Origin of the sequence: Propionivibrio sp. (assembly GCF_049316945.1) — a bacterium.
Classification (GTDB): domain Bacteria; phylum Pseudomonadota; class Gammaproteobacteria; order Burkholderiales; family Rhodocyclaceae; genus Propionivibrio.
Genome location: NZ_JBMOJE010000076.1, coordinates 1 through 25,475 on the forward strand (window position 1 = coordinate 1; position 25,475 = coordinate 25,475).

Below are 25,475 nucleotides of genomic sequence, written 5' to 3' on the forward strand. Positions count from 1 at the left end.
TTCATACGTCTAGGACCAAGCAACGGCAACGGTTTGCGAGGAGCGATAATGTCTCATTTCCTGATCAGCTTTCCGAATGAATCGCCAATATGCGATTGGCAAAGCCGGCAATTGTTGCAACGATGAAGGTGCCGCCAATGATCAGTGTCCAGCGTCTGAGCTTTGTATTCATGATTGAACTCAAAAAATGAGGAAGCATGGAAGGGATTGATTTAGCCACGACGATTGGCTGAATACTATGACTTTTCAGGCTCCGGTTGGCGCATTCGCCAGTGAGCCTTTGTCATGGCCAGGGTTGTGATCGAGTCAGCTATTTGAGCAAACGGCGCTACAATGATCTATGATGGTTCGTCGGGCTGTTCTGGCTTGACCAATATCTGAGCAGGGAGAATCAGTCATGGAAGTCGGTTCAGTTTCTTCAAGCGCTAGTGCGGCCTTGGCCGCAAGTATCCAGGCGCAGGCGCGTACACGTCAGCCTGAGCAGGTTCAGCCGGCGCAACAAACCCAACAGTCGCAGCAATCCCAGCAGGCTCAGGGAACACAGCAGGCGCAGAGCAGTCAGCCTGTTAAGGAGAGTGAGGCGGCCGACCGTGCCCGAACCGAGGCAGCAAGCCGGCCTACGGTCAATACCAACGGGCAGACGGTGGGTGCGCGGATCAATACGACAGCTTGATTAGCTCCGGGCCGGGCGATTTCCGGTTTACGAATCAGACGAAGTTCGCTTGAGTCCATGACATTCCGCCGATTATGGCGGCGATGGCGGCGATGACCAGCAGGACGCGAATCGCCGCATGAATCATCGGGTTTGCATCGCGATCCGCAATCGCGAAGATATGCAGAGCGCCCCAAGCCACGGCGAGTCCAAGCAACAGCGGAATAATGATTACCTGAAGTTCTACTGTCGCAAGTGACAGCATTCGCCCTTCGCGCCAAGGCACGGCGACGAATACGCCGACCATCCAGAACAATGCAGTACTACCCCCGGCGCACATTAGGGCCACGATGCGGGTGATCCAGTTTTCCATGGTCTTTCCTTTTTAAGATAGCGGCATTCAGCCGTTTACTTCCGAGAATATAAACCGATCACGCAATTCATCGAGATTCAGTTCGTGCAGGATTTGCTCTAGCCGCGTCACGGCGTTATTGCGTATTTGGCCGGATTGTCTGGCGATGATCAGTTCGTTTTTCATTGAGTGCTCCCATCCTACCAGTTCGGTTACCGTCACCTGATAGCCGTGTGCTTCAAGCTGCAGACAGCGCAGAGCATTTGTCAGGTGGCTACCGAACTCGCGGGTATGGATCGGGTGGCGCCAGAGTTCCGAGAGCGGGGTTTTCGAAAAAGAGGCGTTCTTGTTCTTGCGCAGCACGGCGGCGACCTCGGCTTGGCAGCAGGGAACAAGAACGATGAACCTGGCCTGTTTGTGCAGGGCAAAACGGATGGCGTCGTCAGTGGCTGTATTGCAAGCGTGCAGTGCCGTGACGATGTCGATTCGCTCAGGCAGGGCGGGTGATGTGATGGAGTCTTCGACGGTGAGATTGAGGAAGCTCATCCGTTCAAAATGCAGCCGCTGAGCCAGTTGGCAGGACTTTTCAACCAATTCGGGACGCGTCTCGATGCCGAAAATCTGGCCGCCAGCCCTGGACTTGAAGAACAGGTCGTAGAGGATGAAACCAAGGTAAGACTTGCCGGCTCCGTGGTCGGCCAGAGTCACGTCAGGGTTGTCGGCGAACAGTTCGGCGAGCAGCGGTTCAATGAAGTTGAAGAGGTGGTATACCTGCTTCAGCTTGCGGCGACTGTCCTGATTGAGTTTGCCATCGCGTGTCAGGATGTGAAGCTCTTTCAGCAACTCGATGGACTGCTCGGGCTTGATTTCCGGGATGAGCGGCACGAGTTTCCTGATGCGTGTTCACGATAATCAAGCATTGTAAACGCAATGACGCGGGCTGGTCGAACAAATGGGATAATGGCGACCTTTTCACAGGTGCTGATTCTTCATGGCTATTCAGTGGTATCCCGGTCACATGACCTCGGCGCGCAAGAAAGCGGCCGAAACCATGGCAGCGATTGATGTGGTGATCGAGGTGTTGGACGCTCGCCTGCCCGAAGCCAGCACCAATCCGGTAGTGCGCGAACTTCGCTTGCACCGCCAGCGCCCTTGTCTAAAGGTGCTGAACAAGGCCGATCTCGCTGATCCTGAAGCAACACGGGCCTGGATTGACTTCTACAATCGGCAGGAGGGTGTGAAAGCCGTTGCCATCTCAAGCAAGAACAAGGGTGAGGTGGCGCGTATTACTGCCTTGTGTCAGCGCCTCGCGCCGCACCGTAACGACAACACCAAGCAACTGCGCATGATGATCATGGGGATTCCCAACGTCGGCAAATCGACGTTGATGAATGCGCTGGTCAAACGCAAGATCGCCAAGGTCGGCGATGAGCCGGCGGTGACCAAATCGCAGCAGATGCATCAGATCAGCGTCCGTCAGTCGATCACCGATACGCCGGGCCTGATGTGGCCAAAAATCGAATACGCGAGCGATGGACTGATGCTCGCTGCGAGCCACGCCGTTGGCCGAAACGCGATTATCGACGAGGAGGTGGCGGTTTTCTTGGCCAACCTTTTGCTAGCTCGCTACCCGGCGCTGCTTTCTGCGCGTTATGGTTTCCCGGTTGAAGGGATCGATGGGGTGGCGGTCGTTGAAGGGGTTGCCAAGAGACGTGCCTTGCTCATGCGCGGTGGAGCTCCCGATTTTGAGAAAGCCTCGATCGTTCTGTTGCAGGATTACCGCGATGGCAAGCTTGGCCGGATCAGCCTGGAAACGCCGGAGACGCGTAGCGAAATGCTCAGTACGAAAATTGAAACAACGGAGCAGACTGCGGAATAATCGCAGCCGCAATGCAAGCGCTGCGCAAACTTTCACCCTCCAGGAATATGCGCCTATTCGCGACCACTCTGCGCTTGATCGGTTTGCGGCTTGACGATAAATTGTTTGATTGTAGGAACTACGGTGTGCACAACGTACCAGCCACCAAAGCCGACCAGGCTGAGCCAAAAGACCAGTTGAATGAAAAAACTGATCGCATCGCGCTGCTGTCGGCTAATTTTCTTGGCCGGATCGGTAGCGCCACATTCTGGGCAGGCGAGTGCCGAAATATCTACCTGATGACCACAAGCGCGGCATGGCAAAAGCGACATTACACTATCCTTTTCTTGATGGCTGCAAAATTATAGTCTGTTGACTCATGATCGCGCTATGTTGCCAAGCATGGGCCGCAGCAGATTCGCCAATTACATTTCAAATGTTTATCCCTTGCCTCTGCCACTGAAAGACCGAGCCATGAAAGACCGCCTGACCGAACTGGAAATCAAGACGAGCCTGACCGAAGATCTGGTCGATGAACTCAATCGCACGGTGTATCGGCAACAACAGCAACTCGATTTGCTGCAGGCGCAGTTGCGCCATCTCTACGGACAGATGCTGACCAATGCCGAGCCAGCCGAGCCGCACAGTTTGCGTGACGAAATCCCGCCGCATTACTGAGTCGCGCGTCGTAATCCGGAGCTATTTGACCACCAACTGAATCGTCCGGTTTTTTTTCAGTTTGCCGATGACGTGCATTTCACAGGGTTTGCAGTCAAAGCGCAGGGTCAGTTTTTCATTGCCGTTGATCAGGATCATCGGGTCAGGGCGGATACCCTTGACCTGCTTCGGGCAGAGGTTGAAGCTGTAACGCAGGCAGTGCTTGGTGATCATCAGCGACACGTCGCCTTTTTCCGCGTGACACTCGTAAGCCGGCTCGATTACGCGGACCCCGTGTTTTTCGTAAAAGGTGCGTGCTTTCTCGTTGAAAACGTTGCCCAGATAGCTGAGGTTGCCTTCCGGGTAGGGGGCGGGAGGCTCGATGGGGGCGATGCGCGCAGGCCGTTTGTAGGCGGCGATCCTTGCGGCGTCAAGCGCTTCGACAGCGTTACGGCGCAGCGCATTGAGTGCGGAGGCTGGCACGAACCACGATGCGTTGATATCAAGATCAATCGCTTCGACGCTGTAAATGGTGTTGCCAAGTTTGTCCAGGTTCTCGCGCAGGGTGGTCAGCGCAAGCTCGGCATTCTGCGCGGCTTCTTTGGCGTGGGCGAGGTGGGCAACGGCGCTGACACCTTCATCGTCGCTGAGATGCAGGGCAAAACCGTCCGGCGTTTCCTCAAGACGCATGTGCACGGGAACTCGCCGCTCGGCCGACTTTTTCTCCAGTTGGCGCTCGAACGCTTGATCGTGATTACGATAGATCGTCGTGCCCACCAGCAGATCGGATGGTAGCCTGCCATCGTGAAGTATCGGGTATGCACGGTAGCCTGAACCTGCCGGTTCGGCTCGGTTGATGCGCATGCCGACCAGTTCGTGATCGGCGTTGAAGCAGGTAATTCCGTCGCCGTTATGCAGGGGCGAACTGCTAATTACGTCAAAACTGTCTCGCCCCAACTTGATGACCTCGCCGATTTTCTCGCCAACGAACTTCGGCGAATCAAAAGCACCAATATCTGCCTTGCGATCATTCAGGAAGTAGTCGGTCGAGCCGCGGTTGAAAGATTTCTCGGTTTGCGGGGTGAACAGGAAGGTGCTGCGGCCTGAGGAAGTGCGCCGGTAATCGGGCTGTTCCAGGAGAAATTCGTCGAGCAGCCGGCGGTAATAGGCCGTGATGTTCTTGACGTAGGAAAGATCCTTCAGCCGACCTTCGATCTTGAAGGAGCTGATTCCGGCGTCGATCAGCGCACGCAGGTTGTCGCTCTGGTCGTTGTCTTTGATCGACAGAAGGTGCTTGTCCTCAGCGATGATCTGGCCTTCCTGGTCGGCCAGGGAATAGGGCAATCGGCAGGCTTGCGAGCAATCGCCCCGGTTCGCACTGCGCCCGGTCTGGGCGTGGCTGATGTTGCACAGGCCGCTGTAGCTCACGCACAGCGAACCGTGTACGAAAAACTCGAGTGTCGCGGTGGTGTGCGCGGCAATTTTTCGAATCTGCTCAAGCGAGAGCTCGCGCGCCAGAACAATTTGCGAAAAACCGACCGCTTCGAGAAACTGTGCTTTTTCAAGCGAGCGTATGTCGGTCTGCGTGCTGGCGTGCAACTGAATCGGTGGCAGGTCGAGCTCCAGCAAGCCCATGTCCTGCACGATCAGTGCGTCGGCACCGGCCTCGTAGAGTTGCCAGACCAGCCGCCTGGCTTGTTCCAGTTCATCGTCTTTGAGGATGGTATTCAGCGCCACCAGCACGCGAGCGTTGAAGCGATGGGCGTGGCTTGCCAATTGCTCGATATCTTTGACCGGATTGCCGGCGTTGGCGCGGGCGCCGAAGGCCGGGCCGCCGATATAGACCGCGTCGGCTCCATGGATGATGGCTTCCCTGCCGAATTCGAGGTTTTTGGCCGGGGCCAGAAGTTCCAGATGCTTGCGGTTGGTGGTCATGAAGGAGGTCTGGTGCAAAACCCGCATTCTAAACCCTTGATGCAGCGCTTCGTCCGTAATTGCTCGGGGGCTGAATAGTGGATTCCAACTTCTTGAAAAATTGTGTCAACCGCTTTCAGGAAGGCGCGTTATTGCTCACATGGGCGGCAAACCGCCATACTAAACGGAGACAAAAATGGGAAGCCTGAGCACTGAATCCTTTGACCAATTCCTGGATTCTCTGAAACAAGCCGGTGTTGCAATCAGTAATGAACGTGAGTTGCGTGAGCGGCTTGCCGAAGTCCAGCGCTGGCGCTTTGCTTTCTCGACCCTGGCTACAAACGGTCGCCCGCTTGGTATCCGCTTTCAGGATCATAGTGCCGGTGAGAATGGCGACGAGATTCACCGCGCTTTTACCCGGTTCCAGTTTCCCGAAAGCATGGAAGTGGCTTTCGCCGCCAGCCTGAGGGCAGACCACTGATTATTGGTTTGTTGCGCCAGCGGCGCGGCAAGCCTGAAAGAGTCCACTAATTTCCGGCGATACGCCGGATTTTGGGGAATAAAAAGAGACCTGCAGTTCTTCTGCAGGTCTTTTTCATTGGGCGAGTGAATAAGCTTCAGCGCGTTACGGGCTTGTAGCGAATCCGCTTCGGCTTTGCGCCTTCTTCGCCCAGTCGGCGAACCTTGTCTTCTTCGTACTCATGGTAGTTGCCACTGAAGAAGCTCCACTGCGAGTCGCCTTCGCAGGCCAGGATGTGCGTACAGATGCGGTCGAGGAACCAGCGATCGTGGGAGATGACCATGACGCTACCACCAAATTCCAGCAATGCATCTTCCAGTGCGCGCAAGGTTTCGACGTCCAGATCGTTTGAGGGTTCATCGAGCAGCAGGACATTGCCGCCGGCAATCAGCGTTTTGGCCATGTGCAACCGGCCACGCTCGCCGCCGGAGAGCTGGCCGACATGCTTCTGCTGATCCGAACCCTTGAAGTTGAAGCGCCCGATGTAGGCGCGTGACGGCGTTTCGTACTTGCCGACGGTGAGAATGTCAGAGCCGCCGGAGATTTCCTCGAATACGGTCTTGTTTCCGTCCAGGCAGTCGCGACTTTGATCCACGTAGGCGAGCTGCACAGTGGTGCCGATTTCGACTTCGCCAGAATCCGGCTTTTCCTGGCCGGTCAGCATGCGGAAGAGGGTCGATTTGCCGGCGCCGTTCGGGCCGATGATGCCGACGATGGCGCCGGGCGGGACGTTGAAACTGAGCTTGTCCATCAGCAGGCGGTCACCGAAGGCCTTGCTGACATTCTTGAATTCGATGACCTTGCTGCCCAGGCGTTCGCCGACCGGAATGAAGATTTCCTGGGTTTCGTTGCGTTTCTGGTATTCGACGCTGGAAAGTTCCTCGAAGCGGACCAGACGCGCCTTGCTCTTGGCTTGCCGTGCCTTGGGATTTTGCCGTACCCACTCCAGTTCCTGCTTCATCGTCTTGATGCGGCCGGATTCCTGTTTGGATTCGGTTTCCAGGCGAGCTTCCTTCTGCTCCAGCCAGCTTGAATAGTTACCCTTCCAGGGGATGCCTTGACCTCGGTCAAGTTCGAGAATCCACTCGGCGGCGTTGTCGAGGAAGTAGCGGTCGTGGGTGACAGCGACTACGGTGCCGGGGAAGCGCACCAGGAATTGCTCCAGCCACTCGACCGATTCGGCGTCAAGGTGGTTGGTCGGCTCATCGAGCAGCAGCATGTCGGGCTTGGAGAGCAACAGTTTGCACAGGGCAACGCGGCGCTTTTCTCCGCCGGACAGGGTTTTTATCGAAGCGTCCCACGGGGGCAGGCGCAGTGCGTCGGCGGCGAGTTCGAGCTGGCTGGCGAGGTCGGAACCGGTGGTGGCGATGATGGCCTCCAGGCGCGCCTGTTCTTCGGCCAGCTTGTCGAAATCGGCGTCGGGTTCGGCATAGGCGGCGTAAACCTGATCCAGTTTTTCCTGTGCCTGCATGATTTCACCCATGCCGGATTCGACTTCCTGGCGTACGGTCAATGCCGGATCAAGCTGCGGTTCCTGCGGCAGATAGCCGATGTGCAGGCCGGGCATCGGCGTGGCTTCGCCAATGATGTCCTTGTCAATGCCGGCCATGATGCGCAGCACCGTCGATTTGCCCGAGCCGTTGAGGCCGAGCAGGCCGATCTTGGCACCGGGAAAAAACGAAAGAGAAATGTCTTTGATGATCTGGCGCTTGGGCGGGACGATCTTGCCCACGCGGTTCATCGTGAATACATATTGAGCCATAAAGCAGCACCTTCCAGGGAAATCGAAACGGACGAATGAGTGGCCGACAACAGGATCGCAGCCAACAGGCGCAGTTTACCCGAGAGCACACGGTTTGGGCGGAACGATACCTGAGCCTTGAATTCAACCAGGTTGATATTTCAGCCCGGAAAAATTAATTGAAGATGGTCTGCAAGCCACGCAGGACGGTGATCTTGAAAGCTATTGCCCTGAGAGCCAATGTTGATGCGGGTTACACGGCACGTCGTCCATAGATCGCCATTTTACGGGCGTTGCAGGTCAGTTTGTATGAGCGAAGTCATGATCGTAGCTGCCTCATGAGGTCTGCGAAACACAGGGCTCTGGGTGTGAATGCAGGTCAAGTGCGGATGGTTTCGTCCAGCGTGATATCGACCATCAGGTCGTTCGAGATAAGTTCCAGATCACTGGTCAGGGCGCGGGTGTCAAGCGTAGACAAGGCCGTCAGTTCGGCCGTGGCATGGAAAAGTATCTCGGCCGACATGGGTGCGCTGGCCGTATGCGTGCTGAGATCTTCGACGTTAACTGCGTGTCGGGCGAGAACCTGGGATACCTCACGCACGATGCCGATGCGGTCATGGCCGACCAGCGAGAGTTTCAAGCGCCGGTTACCCACCTTGGATTCGGTGGCTACGGATACTTCTGACGTTATGCGCAGGCCGGGCAAACCGGCAAGCGCTGCCTTGAGTTGTTCGAGTTGCGCATCGGGGATGCTGACACAGACGATTCCGGCAAATTTTCCGGCCAGGTTCGACATCGATGACTCCAGCCAGTTGCCCTGGTGCTGACTGATGGCGGTGGCAAGCTGTTCAACCAGACCCGGACGATCATCTCCGATAACGGTGAGAACGAGAGAGACGTTCATGGTGCACTCCTGACAGGGGAAAGGGCGTCATTGTACACGCTGGGCAGAGCCGTCAGGACGCGTTGAATCAGCCTTGGCCTACTTCGAGCGTCAGGAAAATCATGCCTTCGACGGGCTTGTCGCCGGCCGTCACAAACAGCTCAAGCACCCGTCCGGCGTTCGGTGCGGGGATGTCGAGTGCGACCTTGCCGGTTTCAAGCACGATCAAGGTGTCATCGCGCGCGACCCTGTCTCCCGGCAGCACCAATATGTCGTCAACGACGACTTCGCCGCCGCAATTGCCGCAGGACGTCCAGCACTCAGGGTATTTCGGGATGCGTACTTCGATGATCTTGCTCATTGCGCGGTGGCGGCTCCGTAAAAAGAGACGGGTCACGCTTGTTGCCAAGCATGACCCGGTGCCGCCATTTTAGCCGGATTATTTCTCGACGAAAGCGCGCTCGATAACGTAGTCGCCCATCGCGCCGATGTGCGGCGAAACCTTGAAGCCACGTTGGTCGAGCAGCGTGCAGCAATCCTTGATCATGGACGGGCTGCCACAGATCATGACGCGGTCGTGCGCCGGATCGAGCGGCGGCAGGCCAATGTCTGCAAACAGCTTGCCGTTTTCAATCAGGTGTGTGATCCGCCCCTGGTTCGGGAATGGTTCGCGGGTGACGGTCGGGTAATAAATCAGCTTGTCGCGCACCAGATCGGCGAAATACTCATGACTTGGGAGTTCGTCGCTGATGAAGTCGCGGTAAGCCAGTTCGCTCACCGTGCGCACGCCGTGGATGAGCACGACCTTCTCGAAGCGCTCATAGCATTCAGGGTCCTGAATCAGACTGATGAAGGGAGCGAGGCCGGTGCCGGTGGCCAGCATGTAAAGATTCCGGCCCGGTTTCAGGTCGCGCAGAACCAGTGTGCCGGTAGGCTTGCGGCTGACCACGATAGGATCACCAACCGAGAGGTGCTGAAGTTTTGAAGTCAGCGGCCCATTCGGCACCTTGATGCTGAAGAACTCCAGAAACTCTTCGTGATTGGCGCTGGCGATGCTGTAGGCGCGGGTTAGCGGACGACCCGGACGATCTTCCTGCTCAAGGCCAAGCATCACAAACTGGCCGTTGATGAAGCGTAGCCCGGCGTCGCGTGTGGTGCGGAAGCTGAACAGGCTATCGTTCCAGTGGTGTACGGAAAGGACGCGCTGGGTGGAAAGATTGCTCATGATTTCGTTCCGCAACAGTTTTAGTGTGGAAGTCGCGCTAGCGACTCTCGAACCTCCCCTCGCCCTCTGGGAGAGGGGGCGGGGGTGAGGGTGACGGGCAAGGCTTTCATTACTTGGGCTGCCTATCAAAGCCATGCCCGTTAGATGCGATGAATAGTAGTACCCGCTACATTATCTGTAAAATTGATTGTATTGATAACAAATATCCATGGAGTAGATATGAGATTCACCTTGCGTCAGATGGCGGTATTTGTGGCGGTGGCCCGGCAGGAGAGCGTTTCACGCGCAGCGCTGGCGCTTTCGCTCTCGCAGTCAGCGACCAGTACGGCGCTTGGCGAACTGGAGCGGCTCTACGCTACGCAGCTTTTTGACCGGGTCGGCAAGGCCTTGCGTCTCAACGAGTCCGGGCAATCCCTGCTGCCGCAAGCGGTGGAACTGATCGAGCGGGCCCAGGCGATCGAGAACGGGTTGCAAGGGCATGCCGGTTTCGGCAAGCTGCGCATCGGCGCCACGCTGACCATCGGCAATTACCTGGCAACCTTGATCGTTGCCGACTATCTCAAGCGTCATCCCGAGAGTTCCGCCCAGTTGCAGGTGCACAACACGGCGACGATCATCGATCAGGTCGCGCGTTACGAACTCGATCTGGGGCTGATCGAAGGCAATTGCCGGCATCCCGACCTGGTGGTCGAACCGTGGGTGGAAGATGAACTGGTGGTATTTTGCGCGCCGTCGCATCCCTTGGCGGGCCAGGGAAAGGCGACGCTGGCCGAACTTGCGGACGAGCACTGGATCGTTCGCGAGCCCGGTTCGGGGACGCGCGAGACGCTCGATCAGGCATTGCGACATCACCATGCCGAGTTGAAAGTGCGTCTGGAACTGGAGCACACCGAAGCCATCAAGCGGGCCGTCGAGTTCGGCCTTGGCATCGGCTGCATCTCAAGACTGGCGCTACGCGAAGCTTTTCGGCGCGGCAGTCTGGTGGCCATTGAAACGCCGGAACTCGATTTGCTGCGGCATTTCCATTTTCTCTGGCACAAGCGGAAATTCCAGACGGCTGGTATGCGTGAGTTCATTGCGCTGTGTCGTGCCATGACGGCTGGCGTCAAGCGCAGCGATGAGATCGTGTGGCAGTTTATTCCGTGATAGGAAGGTCGGGGCCAGGAGCAGAAGACTGGACCGGGCTCGCCACAAAGCCATAACGCAGAGCCACTTCGCACCGCCGCAGCACGCCAACGGGGATGCGCTTGCCGTTCCATTCCAGCGAGATCTGGCTCGATGTTCCTGGTGCCTGGTCGAGCAGATCAAGCAGGTCGGCATCATTGGCCGCCTCCCCGCCGGGCTGGCGCAGGCAGGCGAGCAGCGCGGGCAAATCGCGGTCGCAGAGGAGGGCGATGCCGTCCAGGCATTCAAGCAGCAGATTGCCCTCTTCGTCGAATGCCGCGCCGTGTATTTCCTCAACCGTGTCGCCAGTATGTGTCAGCAGGGTGTTTTCAGAACTCAGCCGCAGCACCCAGGGCGTGTACTCGAGCTCGACAAAAACCCGCTGCGGGCCGTTCTGCACGAAGAAGTTGCCGTGTTCGTCGTGCCCGTATTGACGATTGAGGAAATTGACCAGGCCAGCATGCGTGACCGCTTCCCTGCGCATGCGCCACTGACCGCGGCGGTCAAGTGAGAGCCAGCCGTAGCAGGCCGGAACATTCGGCCAGCGCAGCATGCCGCTGAAGTCGGGCATTTTCATTGGTGCATGATCAAAGTAGCGCCTCGATGTCCTTGGCTATGGCTTCAGGCGCCGAAGCCGGTGCGTAGCGCATGATCACTTCGCCTTCGCGATTGATCAGGAATTTCGTGAAATTCCACTTGATGCCTTCGCTGCCGAGCAGGCCGGGTGCCGATTTCTTCAGATGTTTGAAGAGCGGGTGCGTGTTGTCGCCATTAACCTCGATCTTGGCGAACATCGGAAAGCTGACGCCATAATTTTTCTGGCAGAAGCTGGCAATTTCAGCGGCGGCACCCGGTTCCTGTGCGCCAAACTGGTTGCACGGGAAGCCGAGAACCACCAGTCCGCGCTCCTTGTAACCCTGGTAGAGCGCTTCCAGGCCTTCGTACTGCGGCGTGAAGCCGCAGTTGCTGGCGGTGTTAACAATCAGCAGAACCTTGCCGGCGAAGTCCGCGAGTGACTGATTGCCACCTGCGAGAAGATCTGCCGAGAATTCGGCCAGTTCATAGTTTGATTCGCTCATACGTTCTCACCTTTGATATTGGGTAGCTGGAATTCAGCAGGGGAAATTCATGCGCCACAGCTTCCTGATTGCCGGCCAAAAACGTGGAAACAAGAGAAGTGGCTTCGGGCATGTTTCATATTGACCCCGAATGATCCAGAATCGTTCAAGCTTATGGGCGTACATGGCTGCAGCCGGTATGAATAAACGATCTACAGGCTATGCGCCTGAACAGTGGCGTATTTATTGGCGATGCAGCCTATGTGCTTGTAGATCGCCTTTTTTAGGGACTTGCAGAGCAGGTCACAATTCGTGTCGCCAAGCCAGAATTGTTGTATCAACCCCTCTCAATATACCCCGAAAACTTCATTCAACTGCTGGGTGACACGGATGAAGGTGGTGCGCTTGGATAGTTCCTTGAGCTTCCTTGCGCCAACATAGGTGCAGGCCGAACGCACGCCGCCAAGAATCTCCTGCACGGTATGTTCAACGGCGCCACGATAGTCGAGCAGTACATCCTTGCCTTCAGCGGCCCGATATTCGGCGACCCCGCCGGCGTATTTTTCCATCGCTTCGCGCGAACTCATGCCGTAAAAACGCATCTTGAGCACACCGTCCTGATCGACGATGTCGGAACCGCATTCGTCGTGGCCAGCCAGCATGCCGCCGAGCATCACGAAATCAGCACCGGCGCCAAAAGCCTTGGCCAGATCGCCCGGCGAGGTGCAACCGCCATCGGCGCAGATCAGGCCGTGCAGGCCGTGCGCCGCATCGGCGCATTCGATGATCGCCGAGAGTTGCGGGTAGCCGACGCCGGACATCCGGCGTGTGGTGCATACCGAGCCGGGGCCGATGCCGACCTTGACGATATCGACGCCGTCGAGGATCAGTTCTTCGGTCATTTCGCCAGTCACCACATTGCCGGCCATGATGGTGATGTCGGGGAAGGCAGTGCGCAGTTTGTGGATGAAGCTGACAAAGGCCTTGGTATAACCGTTGGCGACATCGACGCAGACGTTTTCGATGGTGTCGCCGGCGCGTTCCTTGACGCGGCAAAACTTGTCGTAATCCGGTTGCGTGATTCCCATCGAATAAAACGCACCCGGCGGCACCGCTGGCTCGGCAAAGAATTCGAGCAACTCCGCTTCGTCGTAGTGTTTGTGCACGGCGACGGAGAGCTGGTGCCTGGCCAGCGCCCGCGCCATGGCGAAAGTCCCGGTCGCATCCATGTTGGCGGCGATGATCGGAATGCCCTGATACTTGCGTTGCGAGTGCAGAAAGACGAAATCCCGGGAAATATCGACCTCCGAACGCGAGGTGAGGGTCGAGCGCTTCGGACGAATGAGAACGTCCTTGAAATCCAGCTTCAGATCCTGTTCGATGCGCATGGTCGCCCCTTAATGATTGCTGATCGGCACGCAGGCGCAGAACAGGTTGCGGTCGCCATAGACATCGTCGATGCGGTTGACGCTCGGCCAGAACTTGTTGGCGGCCACCCACGGCAGCGGGAAAACGGCTTCTTCGCGGCTATACGGGCGGTTCCAGTCGGCGACGACGATGTCGGCCTGGGTATGCGGCGCGTTCTTCAGCGGATTGTTGTCACTCGGCCAGACGCCCTGTTCGATCTTGCGGATCTCGTCGCGGATGGCAATCATCGCGGCGATGAAGCGATCGAGTTCTGCCTTCGATTCGGACTCTGTCGGTTCGATCATCATCGTGCCGGCGACCGGGAAACTGACCGTCGGTGCATGGAAGCCATAGTCCATCAGGCGCTTGGCGATGTCGATTTCGGCGATGCCCGAGTTTCCTCCTGTTGCCGCCTTGATCGGGCGGATGTCGATGATGCACTCGTGGGCGACGCGCCCGTTCTTGCCGGTGTACAGCACCGGGTAGTGAGCGTTGAGGCGGGTGGCGACGTAGTTGGCGTTGAGGATGGCCACTTCGGTGGCACGCTTCAAGCCCTTGCCGCCGAGCATGGCGATGTACATCCACGAAATCGGCAGGATCGACGCCGAACCCCACGGCGCGGCGGAAACGGCGCTCTGCCCGCTGTGCGGGCCGCTGATGCTTTGCACGGCGTGGTTGGCCATGAACGGTGCCAGATGCGCCTTGAGGCCGATCGGACCCATGCCGGGGCCGCCGCCGCCGTGCGGGATGGCGAAGGTCTTGTGCAGATTCATGTGGCTGACGTCGGCGCCGATCAGTCCCGGCGAGGTGAGGCCGACCTGGGCGTTGAGGTTGGCGCCGTCCATATAGACCTGGCCGCCGTGGGCATGGATGATGGCGCAGATGTCCTTGATCGCCTCCTCGAAAACGCCGTGTGTCGACGGGTAGGTGATCATCAGGCAGGAAAGTTTTGCGGCGTGCTGCCCGGCCTTGGCCTTGAGGTCGGCGACATCGACGTTGCCGTTGTCGTCGCAATCGACAACGACGATCTGCAGGCCGCACATCTGCGCGGTGGCTGGATTGGTACCATGCGCCGACTTCGGGATCAGGCAGATATTGCGGCTGCCCTCGCCGCGACTGGCGTGATAGCGGGTGATGGCCACGATGCCGGCGTATTCGCCTTGGGCGCCCGAGTTCGGCTGCATGCACAGGGCGTCGAAGCCGGTGATGACCTTGAGCCAGCTTTCCAGCCCGCCGATCATCTCCATGTAACCTTGCGCCTGATCGATCGGTGCAAAGGGATGCATGTCGCCAAATTCTGGCCAGGTGACCGGAATCATCTCGCTGGTGGCGTTCAGCTTCATGGTGCACGAGCCAAGCGAAATCATCGAATGGTCAAGCGCCAGATCCTTGTTTTGCAGGCGCTTGAGGTAGCGCAGCATCTCGTGTTCGGTGTGATGGGTGTTGAATACCGGGTGCTTGAGAATGGCGTCGCTGCGCAGCAAAGTCGGCGGCAGCGTGGCATCGGCTTGCTGGACTTGCGCGTCGATGGCCGCGATATCGACGGCGACGCCAGCGATCAGCTTGATCAGCGCAGCCACGTCTTCGCGCGATGATTTCTCGTTCAGTGCGATGCCGAGGATGCCGGTGCCGGCTTGGCGCAGGTTGAAGCCGGCGCTGATCGCCGCGCTATAAACGGTGAGTGCGCGGGCGCCGAGGTCGAGGCGCAGCGTGTCGAAAAAGTGTTTGTTCACTACCGTGATCCCGGCGCGCTTGAGTCCCTCGGCGAGGATGGCGGTCAGCCGGTGGATGCGCTGGGCAATGGCGCGCAGACCTTGCGGCCCGTGATAGACGGCGTACATGCCAGCCATGTTGGCGAGCAGCACTTGCGAGGTGCAGATGTTGGAATTGGCCTTTTCACGGCGGATGTGCTGCTCGCGGGTTTGCAGCGCCATGCGCAGCGCGGTGTTGCCGCGCGCATCGACCGACACGCCGATGATGCGTCCGGCGACCGAGCGCTTGTGCTCGTCGCGGGTGGCGAAAAAGGCGGCATGCGGGCCGCCGAAGCCCATCGGGATGCCGAAACGCTGCGATGAACCGAGCGCGATGTCGGCGCCCATTTCGCCCGGCGACTTGAGCAGCACCAGCGCCATCAGATCCGAGGCGACAGCGACGATGCCGCCGCGCGATTTGACGGCGGCAATCGGGCCGGACAGGTCGCTGACTTCACCTTCGTCGTTCGGATACTGGAAGAGGGCGCCGAAGACTTCCTGCAGCGCCGCTTCTTTCGGGGCGCCAAAAATCAGCTCGAAGCCGAAAAATCCGGCACGCGTCTTGATCACGTCGATGGTCTGCGGAAAACAGGCAGAATCGACAAAGAAAAGATTCGACTTCGATTTGCTCACGCGCCGCGCCATGGTCATGGCTTCGGCCGCTGCCGTGGCCTCGTCAAGCAGCGAGGCGTTGGCCAGTTCGAGCCCGGTCAGGTCGATCACCATTTGCTGGTAATTGAGCAGCGCTTCAAGCCGACCCTGCGCAATTTCGGCTTGATACGGCGTGTAGGCGGTGTACCAGCCCGGATTTTCCAGCACGTTGCGCAGGATGACCTTGGGCGTCAGGGTGTCCGAATAGCCCATGCCGATCAGCGACTTGTTCACCCGGTTCTTGCCGGCAATGGCCTTGATCGCGCTCAAGGCATCCGCTTCCGTTCGCGCATCGGCCAGCGGCATCGGTGCCGGCAGGCGAATCGCCGCCGGCACCGTCTGCTCGATCAGCGCGTCGAGGCTGGGCGCGCCGATGGCGGCCAGCATGACGACGATGTCCGCCGGTGAGGGTCCGATGTGGCGAGCGATGAACTCGTCGCGTTGTTCGAGGGCGGAAAGAGGAAAATTCAGTGGCAAAGTCTGTGGCATGGTTTGTGGCATGGTGGTATCCAGCAATGTTTGACGGGGTGCTCGTCTGTAAAGCGCGTGCTTATTGGTTCTTCAGCGTACATGCCGAAAGATGCGCGTATTCATTGGTTGTTCAGGGTGATGCTCTGAAGAACCTCATGGATACTGCCTTCCATGGCAGTCTCTTATTCGGCAGAGCTGGCGGTGTAAGCGGCGGCGTCGAGCAGCGCGTCCACATCAGCCCTGTTTTTGGGCTTCATCTTGAACAGCCAGGCGGCGTATGCGTCCTGATTGACCAGTTCCGGGGCATCGGCAACGGCTGTGTTGTTTTCGGTAACCGTGCCGGCGACCGGCGCATAAACATCGGCAGCGGCCTTCACCGATTCGACGACGGCCGCTTCCTGTTCAGCCGCCAGCACATCGCCGACATCCGGCAAGTCGATGAAGACCAGATCGCCTAGCAAGTCCTGCGCGTGATCGGTGATGCCGACGGTGATCGTGCCGTCGGCTTCAGCGCGAACCCATTCGTGGCTTCTGGTGTATTTGAGATTGGCGGGGACGTTCATGGTGTGCTCCTGAGTCAGTGGGTGGATTCCGTCATTCCGGGTCAAATTCGTAATGACGGGGTTCGTAAGCTTGCTTGGTATTTTATGAAGCTTCAAGGTCGGCATGAATGAGTTGAACGAGCTGCCCCGACTCGATTCGCCGCAGGTAAGCGAGAATGCGGTCGCCGGTGACAAAGCGTTGAGACGTCTTCAAGTCGTGCTCGCGGACGATGGGGAAGGTGGAAAGGATGTACTCGGCGTCTTTGCGGCCAAGACCGTAGAGGTAGAAGAATAGTGCATCGAGCCGTGCCAGGCGGTGGGCGCGATCATCGGCATTCCAGACGAAGGGCGGCTTCACCGCCCCGTTTTCATCGACGTAGCCCAGGTCGCGGGCAAACGGTGCGAGGTCGTGGGCGGTGTAGGTCAGCGCGAGTACTTCGGCGCGGATGAAATCGGCGATTTTGGTATCGCCGATTTCATCCTCGAAGGCGGCGGGAGCGATGACCGGGAGTTGTTCGAGGATGAACAGGTTGATCGTTTGCCCTTGCAGTTTCTGGCGCAACACAAAATCGAAGGCAAAGCTGTTCAGGTTGGCCAGTAACAAAGCGGCTTGCCGCGCGTAGTCTGGTGCCTCAAGTCCGACCGGCAAGAGCAGCGGCACCTTGTTGCCGAAACCCGCTTGCGGCAGGAGCATGGCGATCATGCTGCGCACGTTTGTTGGCGCGGTGATTTCCTTGAATCCCAGCGCCCATTGCCCGGCGTAAATCTTTTCGACCTCTTCTTTCGCCACCCAGTATTGCGGGAAGGGGTAACGATCCGGCTGCGCCTTGATCGCATCGGGGATACGTTCCTGCTGCGCAGCGCGGTGCAGGTTGGCCTTGTTGAGCACCACATCGGCGGCACGGTGATCGTACATCTGCACCATCTTGCCTTCGTAGAGCGGCAAGGTGTCCTCTCCATGTTTTTTCTGGAACAGGTGCGAGTCGTTGGTCATGTGAAACATCGTCACGTAACGCAGCGGCCAGACGCGCTGTTCGACGCTGCCGGAACGGTCGACCAGCACCGGATGCCGGCGGTAAATGCGAATCGTGATATCGGCATCGTGCTGGTTGCGGAAGATCGGCGCGGCGCCGGTATTCGGGTTGAGCAGGCGGAAATCCTTGGCCGAGAGGGTGAGTGCGCGCGCCGGGTCGGCCAGTTCAGCTGTGTCGTGCAGGTAAAAGGCGCAGCGCGATTGGGCAAACAGGCGTGAATCGCCGCCAAAAAATAACGCGCAGAATTTGAAGCGGGAGTCGACATCCGGAAAAAAGACTTTTTTATTCTCAAAATCAAAGAGCGCCGCGAGCTTGGCGGCACCGTTCTCGTCAGCCTCGGTCAGCGTGCGGAAAAAATCCGACGCGCCCTTGTCGGCAGCAATGCCCGACGGCGTCAGCAGGCCGATAATGCCGTGCGCTGCAACCAGCGAGGTGGCACGTTCGACGAACAGGCTGTAAAGGTTGGTGTCGCCGCCCGAGAGCAGCGGAAACTCGCCGCTCTCGCGGATCGCCCGCGCGCCGGATTCGGCGGCAGCGCAGGCCGTAAGGTAGTCGTGCCAGAGCGGCGTGCGGCGTTTTTCTTCTTTGGCGATCAGCGTTTTACGGTCGGCGGCGCGGCTTTGCAAGGCGATTTCCGGACGGCGCTCGGCGAACCATTCGACTTCCTGCATCTTGATGCGATCCCACGGCGGGTTGCCGATGATCGCATCGAAGCCTTCTCCCGCCGCGCCTTTCGGCCAGATGGTAGGGAAGGCCGTTTTCCAGTGGAAGAAGCGTTCGCGGCGCACCAGCGTTGCTATTTCAGCGAGCAGGCGGTTGGCGGCGGCAATCGGTGCCGATTGCTCCTCTAATTTCCCGTTGCTATCGAAGCTGATTCCGCCGCCGATTTTCCCGGCGGCGATGACGGCGGTCAGGTTGTAGCGGTCGGAGAAAAGTTCGCTGAGCGCGAGTTTGATGTCTTCATCCTTGAGCTTGGCGAGTTTGGCCTGCGGCCAGCCGGGAACACGCCAGCGCAGGCCGCGCCAGAAGTTGAGCAGGCCGTGAATCGGCGCGACCAGTGCCGTGGCTTCATCGGCCAGGCGCTTCGATTCGTGTGCTTCGGCGATGCTGGTATCGGTCAATTCGGCGACCGCTTCGAGGCTTTTTGCGGCGATTTGCAGGCGGCTCATTTCACCTTCCTGAAACAGCGAGCCAAGCATGGCCATGCCGCTGCGCACGCTGGCGAGTTGCTCGCCGTGCAGTGAGTCGCCGCATTGCAGGTGGTGGTCGAGGAAGGAGAGCGGCGCGCCGACGGTAAATGTGTGCAGCCATAGCCCGACTTTGGCCAGTTCGACGGCCATCGGGTTTTTGTCGACGCCGAAAACCACGCGTTTCAAAATCATCCGCCGGATGATGTGGCGGTCGTCCAGTTGCCGCAGATCGAGCGACCAGCCGTGCGTTTTGGCGGCGTCTGCGATGCGCCGGCGGATCTCGGCGATGCGGCTAACGATGGGCGAAACCCAGGGTCGGCCTTTTTCTTCCAGGTGCGCGGCAAAGCCGCATGCGCCAACGTTAGTCGCCGCCGATTGAGCGGTTTCGAGCGTGCGGTCGGCCAGCCAGTCGACCAATGCCACAAGAAAATGCCCGCTGCCCATCGCCGGATCGCAGATTTTCAGGTCGAGAAAACGGCTGGCCGGGTCGGCGGCGTCGAGCGCGTCCCATTCGTAAGGCTTGAGTTCGGCCTTCTTGCGGTATTTTTTGAGCAGCTGGTCAAATTCGCTCTGCCGCTCGTCGGCGAGAAGCCCGACGGATTCGTCAAGCACCAGCCGTACCAAGGCGTCATGCGTGTAGTAGCTGCCCGATCCTTTGCGCGCAAAGCTGGCTTTGGTGACGAATAGCTTCGGCCCCCACTGTGGAAATTCGCCTTCCTGCTGCAGCTTGTATTCGAGCAGGCGTTCGTACACGCCGCCCAGATGGGTGACCGACAAGTCGCGGTAGTTGATGCGCGCCTTGAGTAAATCGGTGCGCCGCGAGAGGGCGTCGACCGCCGGTGCGAGCGCCGCATCGGGCACTTTGACGCGCGCCAGGATGAACGAGCGGCCACGCTCAAACAGCCCGCCGTTGTAGGCCGGCATGCCCAGCGAGTCGTCGCCTTCGGCAATGATCGAGAACAGGTTGTCCAGACTGTTCCAGTAATTGGCGATGCGGATGGAGAGCACTTTGCCGCTATCGAGGGCGTGTGCAATTTCGTCACGCAGCGCGGAGAGCGAATACGGGGCGTAACGCGGTTCCATCACCGGCAGCAAGCGGCGGTCTTCGGCGTAAAAGAGGAAAAGCAGGCGGTAGAGCAGGATCAATGCAGCTTCGCGCACTTCGTCAAGATAGGCGGTGGAATATTGCCCGCGCGAGTCTTTTTCGGCTTGCAAATCGCCACTCGCCAATACCTGGCAAAGCGCCGGGAATACGTCGGCAAAGACGCGCTGGCCGAGCAGTGCGGAGACGGTTTCCTGATAAAGCCGCGCTTCGTTGAGGGCGATGGCGTGGAAGCTGCGCCGCTCGCTGTCCCAGGCTTGCGCTAAAAAAGACGGGCGACCAAAAAAGAGCAGGAAGATTTTCAGGCCGTCACGCGGAGCGAGGGTGGTCGCTGCTTCAAATGCACCAAGCCCTAACTGCATGCCTGGTACGACAAGCAGCGCGCCAAGATCGAGCTCGAAAAAATCTTCGGCGCGCGAGCGGGCATCCTGCCAGTACAAGCGCCAAACCGCGCCGTTGGTGAGCATTCCCCATTTGACGGCGCGGTCGCTCATTACGTCGGCGCGCGAAAGGTAGCGCAGCATTTGTGACGACGGTGCGCCAAAATCACGGCGTTTGCGCGTCGCGGCATTGGCGCCGGCTTCTTCGCTGCGGTCGAGCGGGCGCAGCCAGCGCTTGGCTTCGAGCAGCGCGATACCATGCCGCGCACGCTCGGCGTCGCTTACGTCAAGTGCGCTGGCTTTGGCTTGAGCAGTCGAAAAAAGCAGGAAGTCGGGAACGTCTTCGCGCCCGCTGATCGATAAATTGACTTGCGAAATCCAGGCGTTTTCCCAACCGAGCAGGTCAAGAATCGGTTCGACCAGCTCGTTTTCAGTTTGGCTTTCGTTGAGCGTGCTGGCGGCGGAAAACGGCGCAAAGTGGGTTTGTAACGCCGCAATGAAAGCGTCAAGCTCCGCCTCCGGCATGGTGCGCCAGGCGTCGGTTTCCCTGATGCCGCGCAGCAGAAAGTCGGACGAGAAAAGTTGGCCTTCTTGCATCGTGATTTCCTGGTCAGGCGGTGAAAGGATCGAGCAGGGCGATGCCGCAACCGTCGAAGTCGCGGATGTTGCGGGTAACCAGGGTGAGGTTGTGCGCCTGGGCGGTGGCGGCGATCAGCATGTCAGGCTGGGAGCGCGTAATGCCCTTGAGCGAGAAGTCACCGCGCAGTTTTCCCGCACGCCGGGCGATTTCTTCGCTGACCGGCATTACCGTGCAACGGGTGCGCAAGAATTCCTCGTAGGCTTCTAGCAGGGCGCGATTGCCGCCACGAACCAGTCCGAATATCGACTCGTCTACCGAAACGGCCGAGACGGTCAACTCGCGGTTGTCGGTGGACCACTGCAGCACGCCGGCATTCGGCCGGGGGCGCAACAGGTCACTGACGATATTCGTATCAACGAGTTGCATTGGACGGATACTCTTCTTCCAGCATTTCAACGAAGGCGTTAGGGCGCATCGTGGAACGGTCGGGATCGGGGATCGGGTCTGGATCGCCGGCAGCGAGACGACGCAATTCGGCGAAAGCGTCGAAGAGCGTTTGCGGCTTGGCTCTCTGCTCTTTCCAGGCGCGATAATCCGCCAGTTCTTCAGCAGCGATCACCGCCGCCACCGGCCGGTTGCGGTTGTAAATGAGTTGCGGCTCGCGCGCCGCTTCGCGGATCACTTCCGACAGATGCTGCTTGGCTTGGGCAACGTTCCAGTTCATGTCATGCTCCTTGTGTCTATTTTATGTGACCATTATAGACGGTAAATATAGACATGAAAGCTCAGATCATCGCCTTGCCGTTTCGTACAAAGCAGGGTTTCACCACCCGGGCGCTCAGTTCTTTGTCGCGGATTTCAACCTTGACCGTATCGCCGATATTCACCCCAAGCGGCAGGCGGGCGAGGGCGACCGACTGCAGCAGGGTCGGGGCAAAGGTGCCGCTGGTGATTTCGCCGTTACCTTTTGAGGTGATTACTTTCTGGTGCGCACGCAACACGCCCCGGTCGAGCAGGAGCAGGCCGAGAAACTGTGCCTGCTGGGGATTGGCGAGCAGCGCGGCCTTGCCGACGAAGTCGCGCGCGGCCACCAGATCGACCGTCCACGCGAGGCCGGCATCGAGTGGCGAGACCGTTTCGTCCATGTCCTGCCCGTACAGATTCATTCCGGCTTCAAGGCGCAGGGTGTCGCGGGCGCCGAGGCCGATCGGCTTGACGCCGGCGTCGGCCAGCGCCTGCCACAGTGCTTCAGCCTTGCTCGCGGGCAGCGTGATTTCAAAGCCATCCTCGCCGGTATAGCCGGTGCTGGCGATGAAAACGTCGCCAACCGTCACCGAGAAGAAAGGTTTGAGCGCTTCGCTGACCACCCGGGTTTCGGGCAGAACTTGCCAGACCCTGGCTTTGGCGTTGGGGCCTTGCACGGCGATCATGGCCAGATCGCGGCGGGGAATGAAGACGGCTTCGAGCTTCCACTCAGCCAGGCGTTCCGCCATCCAGGCCAGATCCTTCTCGGCCGTGCCAGCGTTGATTACCACGCGGTATTGAGCTTCATCGACGTAATAGACGATGAGGTCGTCGACCACGCCGCCGCTTTTGTTGAGCATGGCGCTGTAGAGCGCCTTGCCGGGTAGCTTGAGTTTGTCGACGTTGTTGGCGATCAGGCGCAGCAGGAAAGCCTTCGCATCCGGACCGGCGACATCGACGGCGCACATGTGCGAAACGTCGAACATGCCGCAGTCGCGGCGCACCGCGTGGTGCTCCTCGATCTGCGAACCATAGTGCAGCGGCATGTCCCAGCCGCCGAAGTCGACCATCTTGGCGCCAAACCGGCGATGAGCGTCATTCAGGACAGTTTTCTGTGTCATATCAATCCCTTGAAAGAAGGTGTTGAAACTTTTTTCAGAAACAAAAAAAGGGCGAACTCGTAGCGAGTTCACCCCCCTGTCCTTGTTACCTGAGAGATTGTCGTGCCGGATCAACCACTTCCAGTCACGTTGCCCCATCGGTGGACGCTTTCTTTGAAGCGCCGCTCTCCAGAGTTCATTGCACGAACGGTCCTTTTGCCTGAGCGTTTCCGGGTGGATTGCGCCTTCGGCGGCGGGTGATTTTCTACCGCTCTCTCCCATTCGCGGGCGAACTATAGCGCGAGGAAGGCGACTGCCGCAAGTTCGATCAAACCATTCTCAAGGCTGCGAGGCCCCACCCGCTTACCGCCGGTTCCCCTTCCAGGCGGCCGCGCAAGTTTTCCGCAGGTAGTCGAGGCCACGGTCCATGTGGGTGTCTGGAAAATTGGGGTCGTTATCGGCTAGCTGTTCTTCCGCTTCGTCCTTCAGGTCGTCGGTCCACGATTTCTGCAGATCTTCCCGGATGGCTTCTGGCGCATGGTTGACGACAAAATCGGTCACCGCCTGTGAATTAAATCCTGAGGTACGGAATAGGCGAATGACCTCCTTGGCTTCCTTCAGGAGCATCGAGGCTTTTGGCGGAAGGCCGGTTGCCACGAAAAAGAACACCGTGGCCAGCACGGCCGGATCATCCGCTTCACCGCGTGTAACGCGATCCCATTCCTTGGCCACCAGGCGGTCGTATTCCCTGACATCCTCGTCCAGGCTTTCGCTGATGAAATAGCTCTGGATACAATCCCCGTACAGCAGTTTATCCGCCGTACTGCCGGGCTCTCGAATCTGCGGCAGATCCTTTTCGATGAAACGATCCATCGCCTGCCGCACGAGGCGTTGAAATTCGGTCGGTTCATTCTTGAGGAAGGCATTCAACCTGCTATCATCAAGTTTGCTTTTAAGACTTTTTGCGGCTTTGATCAGGCGCACAAACGCCGTGCGGGTCGGCGGTTTCAGTTCGGCCTGGTCAACGAAAATTACCAGCATGGTGCTGCGAATCAGCGAATCCGCATCATCAATCGCGCTACGCGAAACGCCCATTTTTTTTGCAAGCCAGAACGAGAAGTCGATCATCCGCTGGTTTCCCTGACGAATGGCAAGTTCAGACTGGTATCCGGCCAGCGAGATCGACTCGGCAACCGTCATGTCGTCGAGATAGGCACGCTGGCTTTCCGGTGAAGCCGATTCGCCGAAAATCACCGTGCTGTCGGGCATTGCATGCAGGCGCTTGAGCATTTCCGAGCCGCCTTTGGAGTGCGACAGGAAGGTTTTGTCACACAATGACGCTGCGGCAATTTCAAGGTTTCCGCCGGACATGTCTTCCAGGTAGAGGCTGATCAGATTCACCATGCGCTGCAGCGCCAATTCCAGTTCCGGGCGCAGGTGCGCGGTGCCAAAATAATTGGCAATCTGGACAATTCCCTTTGCAAATTCCTCCTGGATGATTTGCAGCCGTTCAGGCGTAATGATTCCCTGCTCAACGCCGTAACGCAGCGCTTTATCGAAATACGGTCGATTGTCGAAAGCTGCCAGAGAGGTTGAAACTGTTGCCATGCGTCCTGATCCTTAAATTGCGGATTCTTCCTCTTCGCCGGTGGCATCGCCGGAATCGGCTCGTCCAGGCAGCGGAAATTCATCGGCCTCATCAAGCAGTTTTTGCGCCCGGTCACGAAGCGTGATCATCACTTCTTCAAAAGCATCATGAAGCTCATAACGCAGAACCCAAGCGGTTTCCATCCAGTCGCCATCGGCGATTTCCGAGCGAGAAACCAGTGGCCGCGAATTTTCGATGGAATTGCCAAAGCACAAGCCATGATCGATTTCCTCGATTTTTTCCATCAGCCAGGTATTGTGGGTTTTGGCACCCGAATCAGGATTGAAATGAGGAGTGAAACTCCCGCTGGTGGCAAAACTGAAGACCTCGTCGTAACGGTCGGCAAAATAATCGGCCAACGTTCCACTTCCACCTTCAAGGTCGGTGATGCTCTCAAGGTACTCGCAGACGCTATTGGATTCGCGGTGAATGACAGCATTCATCATCGCTCGCAGTCGCTCGCCGGTGCGATCGCCGTACTTCTTTTCGAGGACGATGGCGCGGGCAAACTGCTCCGGCGTCACCAGCATGTTCACCACGGATTCCCTTGAGGAATCGAACTCGCGCATAACCGCGAGCAGATCCTTGGGCTGCATATCATCGAGGATGCTTACCAGCGCGTGATCGCCATTCTGGTCGGCAACGGTCACCAGCATTCTCTCGGCCGCGGCAATGTCGCCAGCAAGAATCAACTCTGAGGATTTCAAAACAACCTGGTGCATGTGATGTCCTTCTGTACGAATATTTTTGATTACTGATCCAGCGTTTCGAATCCCTGTTCGGTGAGCCAGTCTGCGCCAGCTTCAGATTTCTTCTGTTAGGACCCAATTGGTTTGGCACTTTTCACACCA

At 58.3% G+C, this 25,475-nt stretch carries 24 protein-coding genes and 2 riboswitches; of the genes, 5 read left to right on the forward strand and 19 right to left on the reverse strand.

The features are described 5' to 3' along the window. The first annotated feature begins 397 nt into the window (after positions 1-397). Complete coding sequence (locus tag ACOYNV_RS16570) at positions 398-673, forward strand: hypothetical protein (protein WP_422900901.1); 276 nt, start codon at positions 398-400, stop codon at positions 671-673. 34 nt (positions 674-707) lie between these two features. Here the strand turns inward: ACOYNV_RS16570 and ACOYNV_RS16575 are convergent, their stop codons facing one another. Together ACOYNV_RS16575 and ACOYNV_RS16580 are read right to left on the reverse strand one after the other, a co-directional pair. Continuing rightward, positions 708-1,025 carry a hypothetical protein gene (locus ACOYNV_RS16575; RefSeq protein WP_422900902.1) on the reverse strand — a complete coding sequence of 106 codons (318 nt, stop codon included), beginning with the start codon at positions 1,023-1,025 and terminating at the stop codon, positions 708-710. 27 nt (positions 1,026-1,052) lie between these two features. Further along, a complete protein-coding gene (locus ACOYNV_RS16580; RefSeq protein WP_422900903.1) occupies positions 1,053-1,889 on the reverse strand; it encodes a class I SAM-dependent methyltransferase in 837 nt (278 codons plus the stop codon). Between the two features lie 106 nt (positions 1,890-1,995). Between ACOYNV_RS16580 and ylqF the strand changes: the two genes are divergently transcribed. Beyond that, complete coding sequence (ylqF, locus tag ACOYNV_RS16585) at positions 1,996-2,883, forward strand: ribosome biogenesis GTPase YlqF (protein ID WP_422900904.1); 888 nt, start codon at positions 1,996-1,998, stop codon at positions 2,881-2,883. Positions 2,884-2,936: 53 nt separating this feature from the next. Here the strand turns inward: ylqF and ACOYNV_RS16590 are convergent, their stop codons facing one another. Continuing rightward, positions 2,937-3,194 carry a hypothetical protein gene (locus tag ACOYNV_RS16590; RefSeq protein ID WP_422900905.1) on the reverse strand — a complete coding sequence of 86 codons (258 nt, stop codon included), beginning with the start codon at positions 3,192-3,194 and terminating at the stop codon, positions 2,937-2,939. Between the two features lie 142 nt (positions 3,195-3,336). Here ACOYNV_RS16590 and ACOYNV_RS16595 point away from each other — a divergent pair, with 142 nt between their 5' ends. Continuing rightward, complete coding sequence (locus tag ACOYNV_RS16595; RefSeq protein ID WP_422900906.1) at positions 3,337-3,540, forward strand: SlyX family protein; 204 nt, start codon at positions 3,337-3,339, stop codon at positions 3,538-3,540. Between the two features lie 21 nt (positions 3,541-3,561). Here the strand turns inward: ACOYNV_RS16595 and ACOYNV_RS16600 are convergent, their stop codons facing one another. Continuing rightward, positions 3,562-5,454: a peptidase U32 family protein gene (locus ACOYNV_RS16600; RefSeq protein ID WP_422900907.1), complete on the reverse strand. Its 1,893-nt coding sequence runs from the start codon at positions 5,452-5,454 to the stop codon at positions 3,562-3,564. Between the two features lie 175 nt (positions 5,455-5,629). Between ACOYNV_RS16600 and ACOYNV_RS16605 the strand changes: the two genes are divergently transcribed. Then, positions 5,630-5,914 carry a hypothetical protein gene (locus ACOYNV_RS16605; protein ID WP_422900908.1) on the forward strand — a complete coding sequence of 95 codons (285 nt, stop codon included), beginning with the start codon at positions 5,630-5,632 and terminating at the stop codon, positions 5,912-5,914. A gap of 136 nt (positions 5,915-6,050) precedes the next feature. Here the strand turns inward: ACOYNV_RS16605 and ettA are convergent, their stop codons facing one another. From ettA to ACOYNV_RS16625, 4 genes are all read right to left on the reverse strand, one after another. Further along, positions 6,051-7,715: an energy-dependent translational throttle protein EttA gene (gene ettA, locus ACOYNV_RS16610; protein ID WP_422900909.1), complete on the reverse strand. Its 1,665-nt coding sequence runs from the start codon at positions 7,713-7,715 to the stop codon at positions 6,051-6,053. A gap of 358 nt (positions 7,716-8,073) precedes the next feature. Then, positions 8,074-8,598, reverse strand: coding sequence for a glycine cleavage system protein R (locus tag ACOYNV_RS16615; protein ID WP_422900910.1), 525 nt, complete (start codon positions 8,596-8,598; stop codon positions 8,074-8,076). A gap of 67 nt (positions 8,599-8,665) precedes the next feature. After that, positions 8,666-8,938 carry a biotin/lipoyl-containing protein gene (locus ACOYNV_RS16620; protein WP_422900911.1) on the reverse strand — a complete coding sequence of 91 codons (273 nt, stop codon included), beginning with the start codon at positions 8,936-8,938 and terminating at the stop codon, positions 8,666-8,668. Positions 8,939-9,016: 78 nt separating this feature from the next. Beyond that, entirely contained in the window at positions 9,017-9,802 is a 786-nt protein-coding gene (locus ACOYNV_RS16625) for a ferredoxin--NADP reductase (protein WP_422900912.1), read from the reverse strand. Between the two features lie 219 nt (positions 9,803-10,021). Between ACOYNV_RS16625 and ACOYNV_RS16630 the strand changes: the two genes are divergently transcribed. Next, the gene (locus ACOYNV_RS16630; protein ID WP_422900913.1) at positions 10,022-10,948 is read left to right on the forward strand and encodes a LysR family transcriptional regulator; all 927 of its coding nucleotides are present in this window, start codon (positions 10,022-10,024) and stop codon (positions 10,946-10,948) included. Here the strand turns inward: ACOYNV_RS16630 and ACOYNV_RS16635 are convergent. The 11 genes from ACOYNV_RS16635 to ACOYNV_RS16685 form a co-directional block, all read right to left on the reverse strand. After that, complete coding sequence (locus ACOYNV_RS16635; RefSeq protein ID WP_422900914.1) at positions 10,938-11,543, reverse strand: DUF2946 family protein; 606 nt, start codon at positions 11,541-11,543, stop codon at positions 10,938-10,940. The genes ACOYNV_RS16630 and ACOYNV_RS16635 overlap by 11 nt on opposite strands. A gap of 10 nt (positions 11,544-11,553) precedes the next feature. Beyond that, positions 11,554-12,045, reverse strand: a complete 492-nt coding sequence (locus ACOYNV_RS16640) for a glutathione peroxidase (protein ID WP_422900915.1) — start codon at positions 12,043-12,045, stop codon at positions 11,554-11,556. Positions 12,046-12,371: 326 nt separating this feature from the next. Continuing rightward, a complete protein-coding gene (locus tag ACOYNV_RS16645) occupies positions 12,372-13,412 on the reverse strand; it encodes a GMP reductase (RefSeq protein WP_422900916.1) in 1,041 nt (346 codons plus the stop codon). Positions 13,413-13,421: 9 nt separating this feature from the next. Then, positions 13,422-16,322: an aminomethyl-transferring glycine dehydrogenase gene (gcvP, locus tag ACOYNV_RS16650; protein ID WP_422900924.1), complete on the reverse strand. Its 2,901-nt coding sequence runs from the start codon at positions 16,320-16,322 to the stop codon at positions 13,422-13,424. Positions 16,323-16,486: 164 nt separating this feature from the next. Further along, a complete protein-coding gene (gcvH, locus tag ACOYNV_RS16655) occupies positions 16,487-16,867 on the reverse strand; it encodes a glycine cleavage system protein GcvH (RefSeq protein ID WP_422900917.1) in 381 nt (126 codons plus the stop codon). Between the two features lie 82 nt (positions 16,868-16,949). Next, entirely contained in the window at positions 16,950-21,149 is a 4,200-nt protein-coding gene (locus tag ACOYNV_RS16660) for an Eco57I restriction-modification methylase domain-containing protein (RefSeq protein WP_422900918.1), read from the reverse strand. A 13-nt stretch (positions 21,150-21,162) separates the two neighbouring features. Further along, the gene (locus tag ACOYNV_RS16665) at positions 21,163-21,558 is read right to left on the reverse strand and encodes a PIN domain-containing protein (RefSeq protein ID WP_422900919.1); all 396 of its coding nucleotides are present in this window, start codon (positions 21,556-21,558) and stop codon (positions 21,163-21,165) included. Next, positions 21,545-21,856 (reverse strand): type II toxin-antitoxin system Phd/YefM family antitoxin, encoded by a 312-nt coding sequence (locus ACOYNV_RS16670; RefSeq protein ID WP_422900920.1) that lies wholly within the window; start codon positions 21,854-21,856, stop codon positions 21,545-21,547. Before ACOYNV_RS16670 ends, ACOYNV_RS16665 begins: the two co-directional genes overlap by 14 nt. Positions 21,857-21,917: 61 nt before the next feature. Further along, positions 21,918-22,997, reverse strand: coding sequence for a glycine cleavage system aminomethyltransferase GcvT (gcvT, locus tag ACOYNV_RS16675; protein WP_422900921.1), 1,080 nt, complete (start codon positions 22,995-22,997; stop codon positions 21,918-21,920). A 74-nt stretch (positions 22,998-23,071) separates the two neighbouring features. After that, positions 23,072-23,171: riboswitch (glycine riboswitch) on the reverse strand. 3 nt (positions 23,172-23,174) lie between these two features. Further along, positions 23,175-23,267: riboswitch (glycine riboswitch) on the reverse strand. A gap of 72 nt (positions 23,268-23,339) precedes the next feature. Next, positions 23,340-24,584, reverse strand: a complete 1,245-nt coding sequence (locus ACOYNV_RS16680; protein WP_422900922.1) for a hypothetical protein — start codon at positions 24,582-24,584, stop codon at positions 23,340-23,342. 12 nt (positions 24,585-24,596) lie between these two features. Beyond that, positions 24,597-25,346: a hypothetical protein gene (locus ACOYNV_RS16685; protein WP_422900923.1), complete on the reverse strand. Its 750-nt coding sequence runs from the start codon at positions 25,344-25,346 to the stop codon at positions 24,597-24,599. Between the last annotated feature and the right edge of the window lie 129 nt (positions 25,347-25,475).

Bases quoted from the DNA above. Each gene is read 5' to 3' on its own strand.
- ACOYNV_RS16595 (WP_422900906.1), top strand. From the start codon at position 3,337: ATGAAAGACCGCCTGACCGAACTGGAAATCAAGACGAGCCTGACCGAA.
- ACOYNV_RS16645 (WP_422900916.1), bottom strand. From the start codon at position 13,412: ATGCGCATCGAACAGGATCTGAAGCTGGATTTCAAGGACGTTCTCATT.
- ACOYNV_RS16635 (WP_422900914.1), bottom strand. From the start codon at position 11,543: ATGAAAATGCCCGACTTCAGCGGCATGCTGCGCTGGCCGAATGTTCCG.
- ACOYNV_RS16640 (WP_422900915.1), bottom strand. From the start codon at position 12,045: ATGAGCGAATCAAACTATGAACTGGCCGAATTCTCGGCAGATCTTCTC.
- gcvP (WP_422900924.1), bottom strand. From the start codon at position 16,322: ATGCCACAGACTTTGCCACTGAATTTTCCTCTTTCCGCCCTCGAACAA.
- gcvT (WP_422900921.1), bottom strand. From the start codon at position 22,997: ATGACACAGAAAACTGTCCTGAATGACGCTCATCGCCGGTTTGGCGCC.
- ACOYNV_RS16685 (WP_422900923.1), bottom strand. From the start codon at position 25,346: ATGCACCAGGTTGTTTTGAAATCCTCAGAGTTGATTCTTGCTGGCGAC.
- ACOYNV_RS16605 (WP_422900908.1), top strand. From the start codon at position 5,630: ATGGGAAGCCTGAGCACTGAATCCTTTGACCAATTCCTGGATTCTCTG.
- ylqF (WP_422900904.1), top strand. From the start codon at position 1,996: ATGGCTATTCAGTGGTATCCCGGTCACATGACCTCGGCGCGCAAGAAA.
- ACOYNV_RS16590 (WP_422900905.1), bottom strand. From the start codon at position 3,194: ATGTCGCTTTTGCCATGCCGCGCTTGTGGTCATCAGGTAGATATTTCG.
- ACOYNV_RS16575 (WP_422900902.1), bottom strand. From the start codon at position 1,025: ATGGAAAACTGGATCACCCGCATCGTGGCCCTAATGTGCGCCGGGGGT.
- ACOYNV_RS16670 (WP_422900920.1), bottom strand. From the start codon at position 21,856: ATGAACTGGAACGTTGCCCAAGCCAAGCAGCATCTGTCGGAAGTGATC.
- ACOYNV_RS16615 (WP_422900910.1), bottom strand. From the start codon at position 8,598: ATGAACGTCTCTCTCGTTCTCACCGTTATCGGAGATGATCGTCCGGGT.
- ACOYNV_RS16620 (WP_422900911.1), bottom strand. From the start codon at position 8,938: ATGAGCAAGATCATCGAAGTACGCATCCCGAAATACCCTGAGTGCTGG.
- ACOYNV_RS16680 (WP_422900922.1), bottom strand. From the start codon at position 24,584: ATGGCAACAGTTTCAACCTCTCTGGCAGCTTTCGACAATCGACCGTAT.
- ACOYNV_RS16660 (WP_422900918.1), bottom strand. From the start codon at position 21,149: ATGCAAGAAGGCCAACTTTTCTCGTCCGACTTTCTGCTGCGCGGCATC.
- ACOYNV_RS16630 (WP_422900913.1), top strand. From the start codon at position 10,022: ATGAGATTCACCTTGCGTCAGATGGCGGTATTTGTGGCGGTGGCCCGG.
- ettA (WP_422900909.1), bottom strand. From the start codon at position 7,715: ATGGCTCAATATGTATTCACGATGAACCGCGTGGGCAAGATCGTCCCG.
- gcvH (WP_422900917.1), bottom strand. From the start codon at position 16,867: ATGAACGTCCCCGCCAATCTCAAATACACCAGAAGCCACGAATGGGTT.
- ACOYNV_RS16625 (WP_422900912.1), bottom strand. From the start codon at position 9,802: ATGAGCAATCTTTCCACCCAGCGCGTCCTTTCCGTACACCACTGGAAC.
- ACOYNV_RS16600 (WP_422900907.1), bottom strand. From the start codon at position 5,454: ATGACCACCAACCGCAAGCATCTGGAACTTCTGGCCCCGGCCAAAAAC.
- ACOYNV_RS16665 (WP_422900919.1), bottom strand. From the start codon at position 21,558: ATGCAACTCGTTGATACGAATATCGTCAGTGACCTGTTGCGCCCCCGG.
- ACOYNV_RS16570 (WP_422900901.1), top strand. From the start codon at position 398: ATGGAAGTCGGTTCAGTTTCTTCAAGCGCTAGTGCGGCCTTGGCCGCA.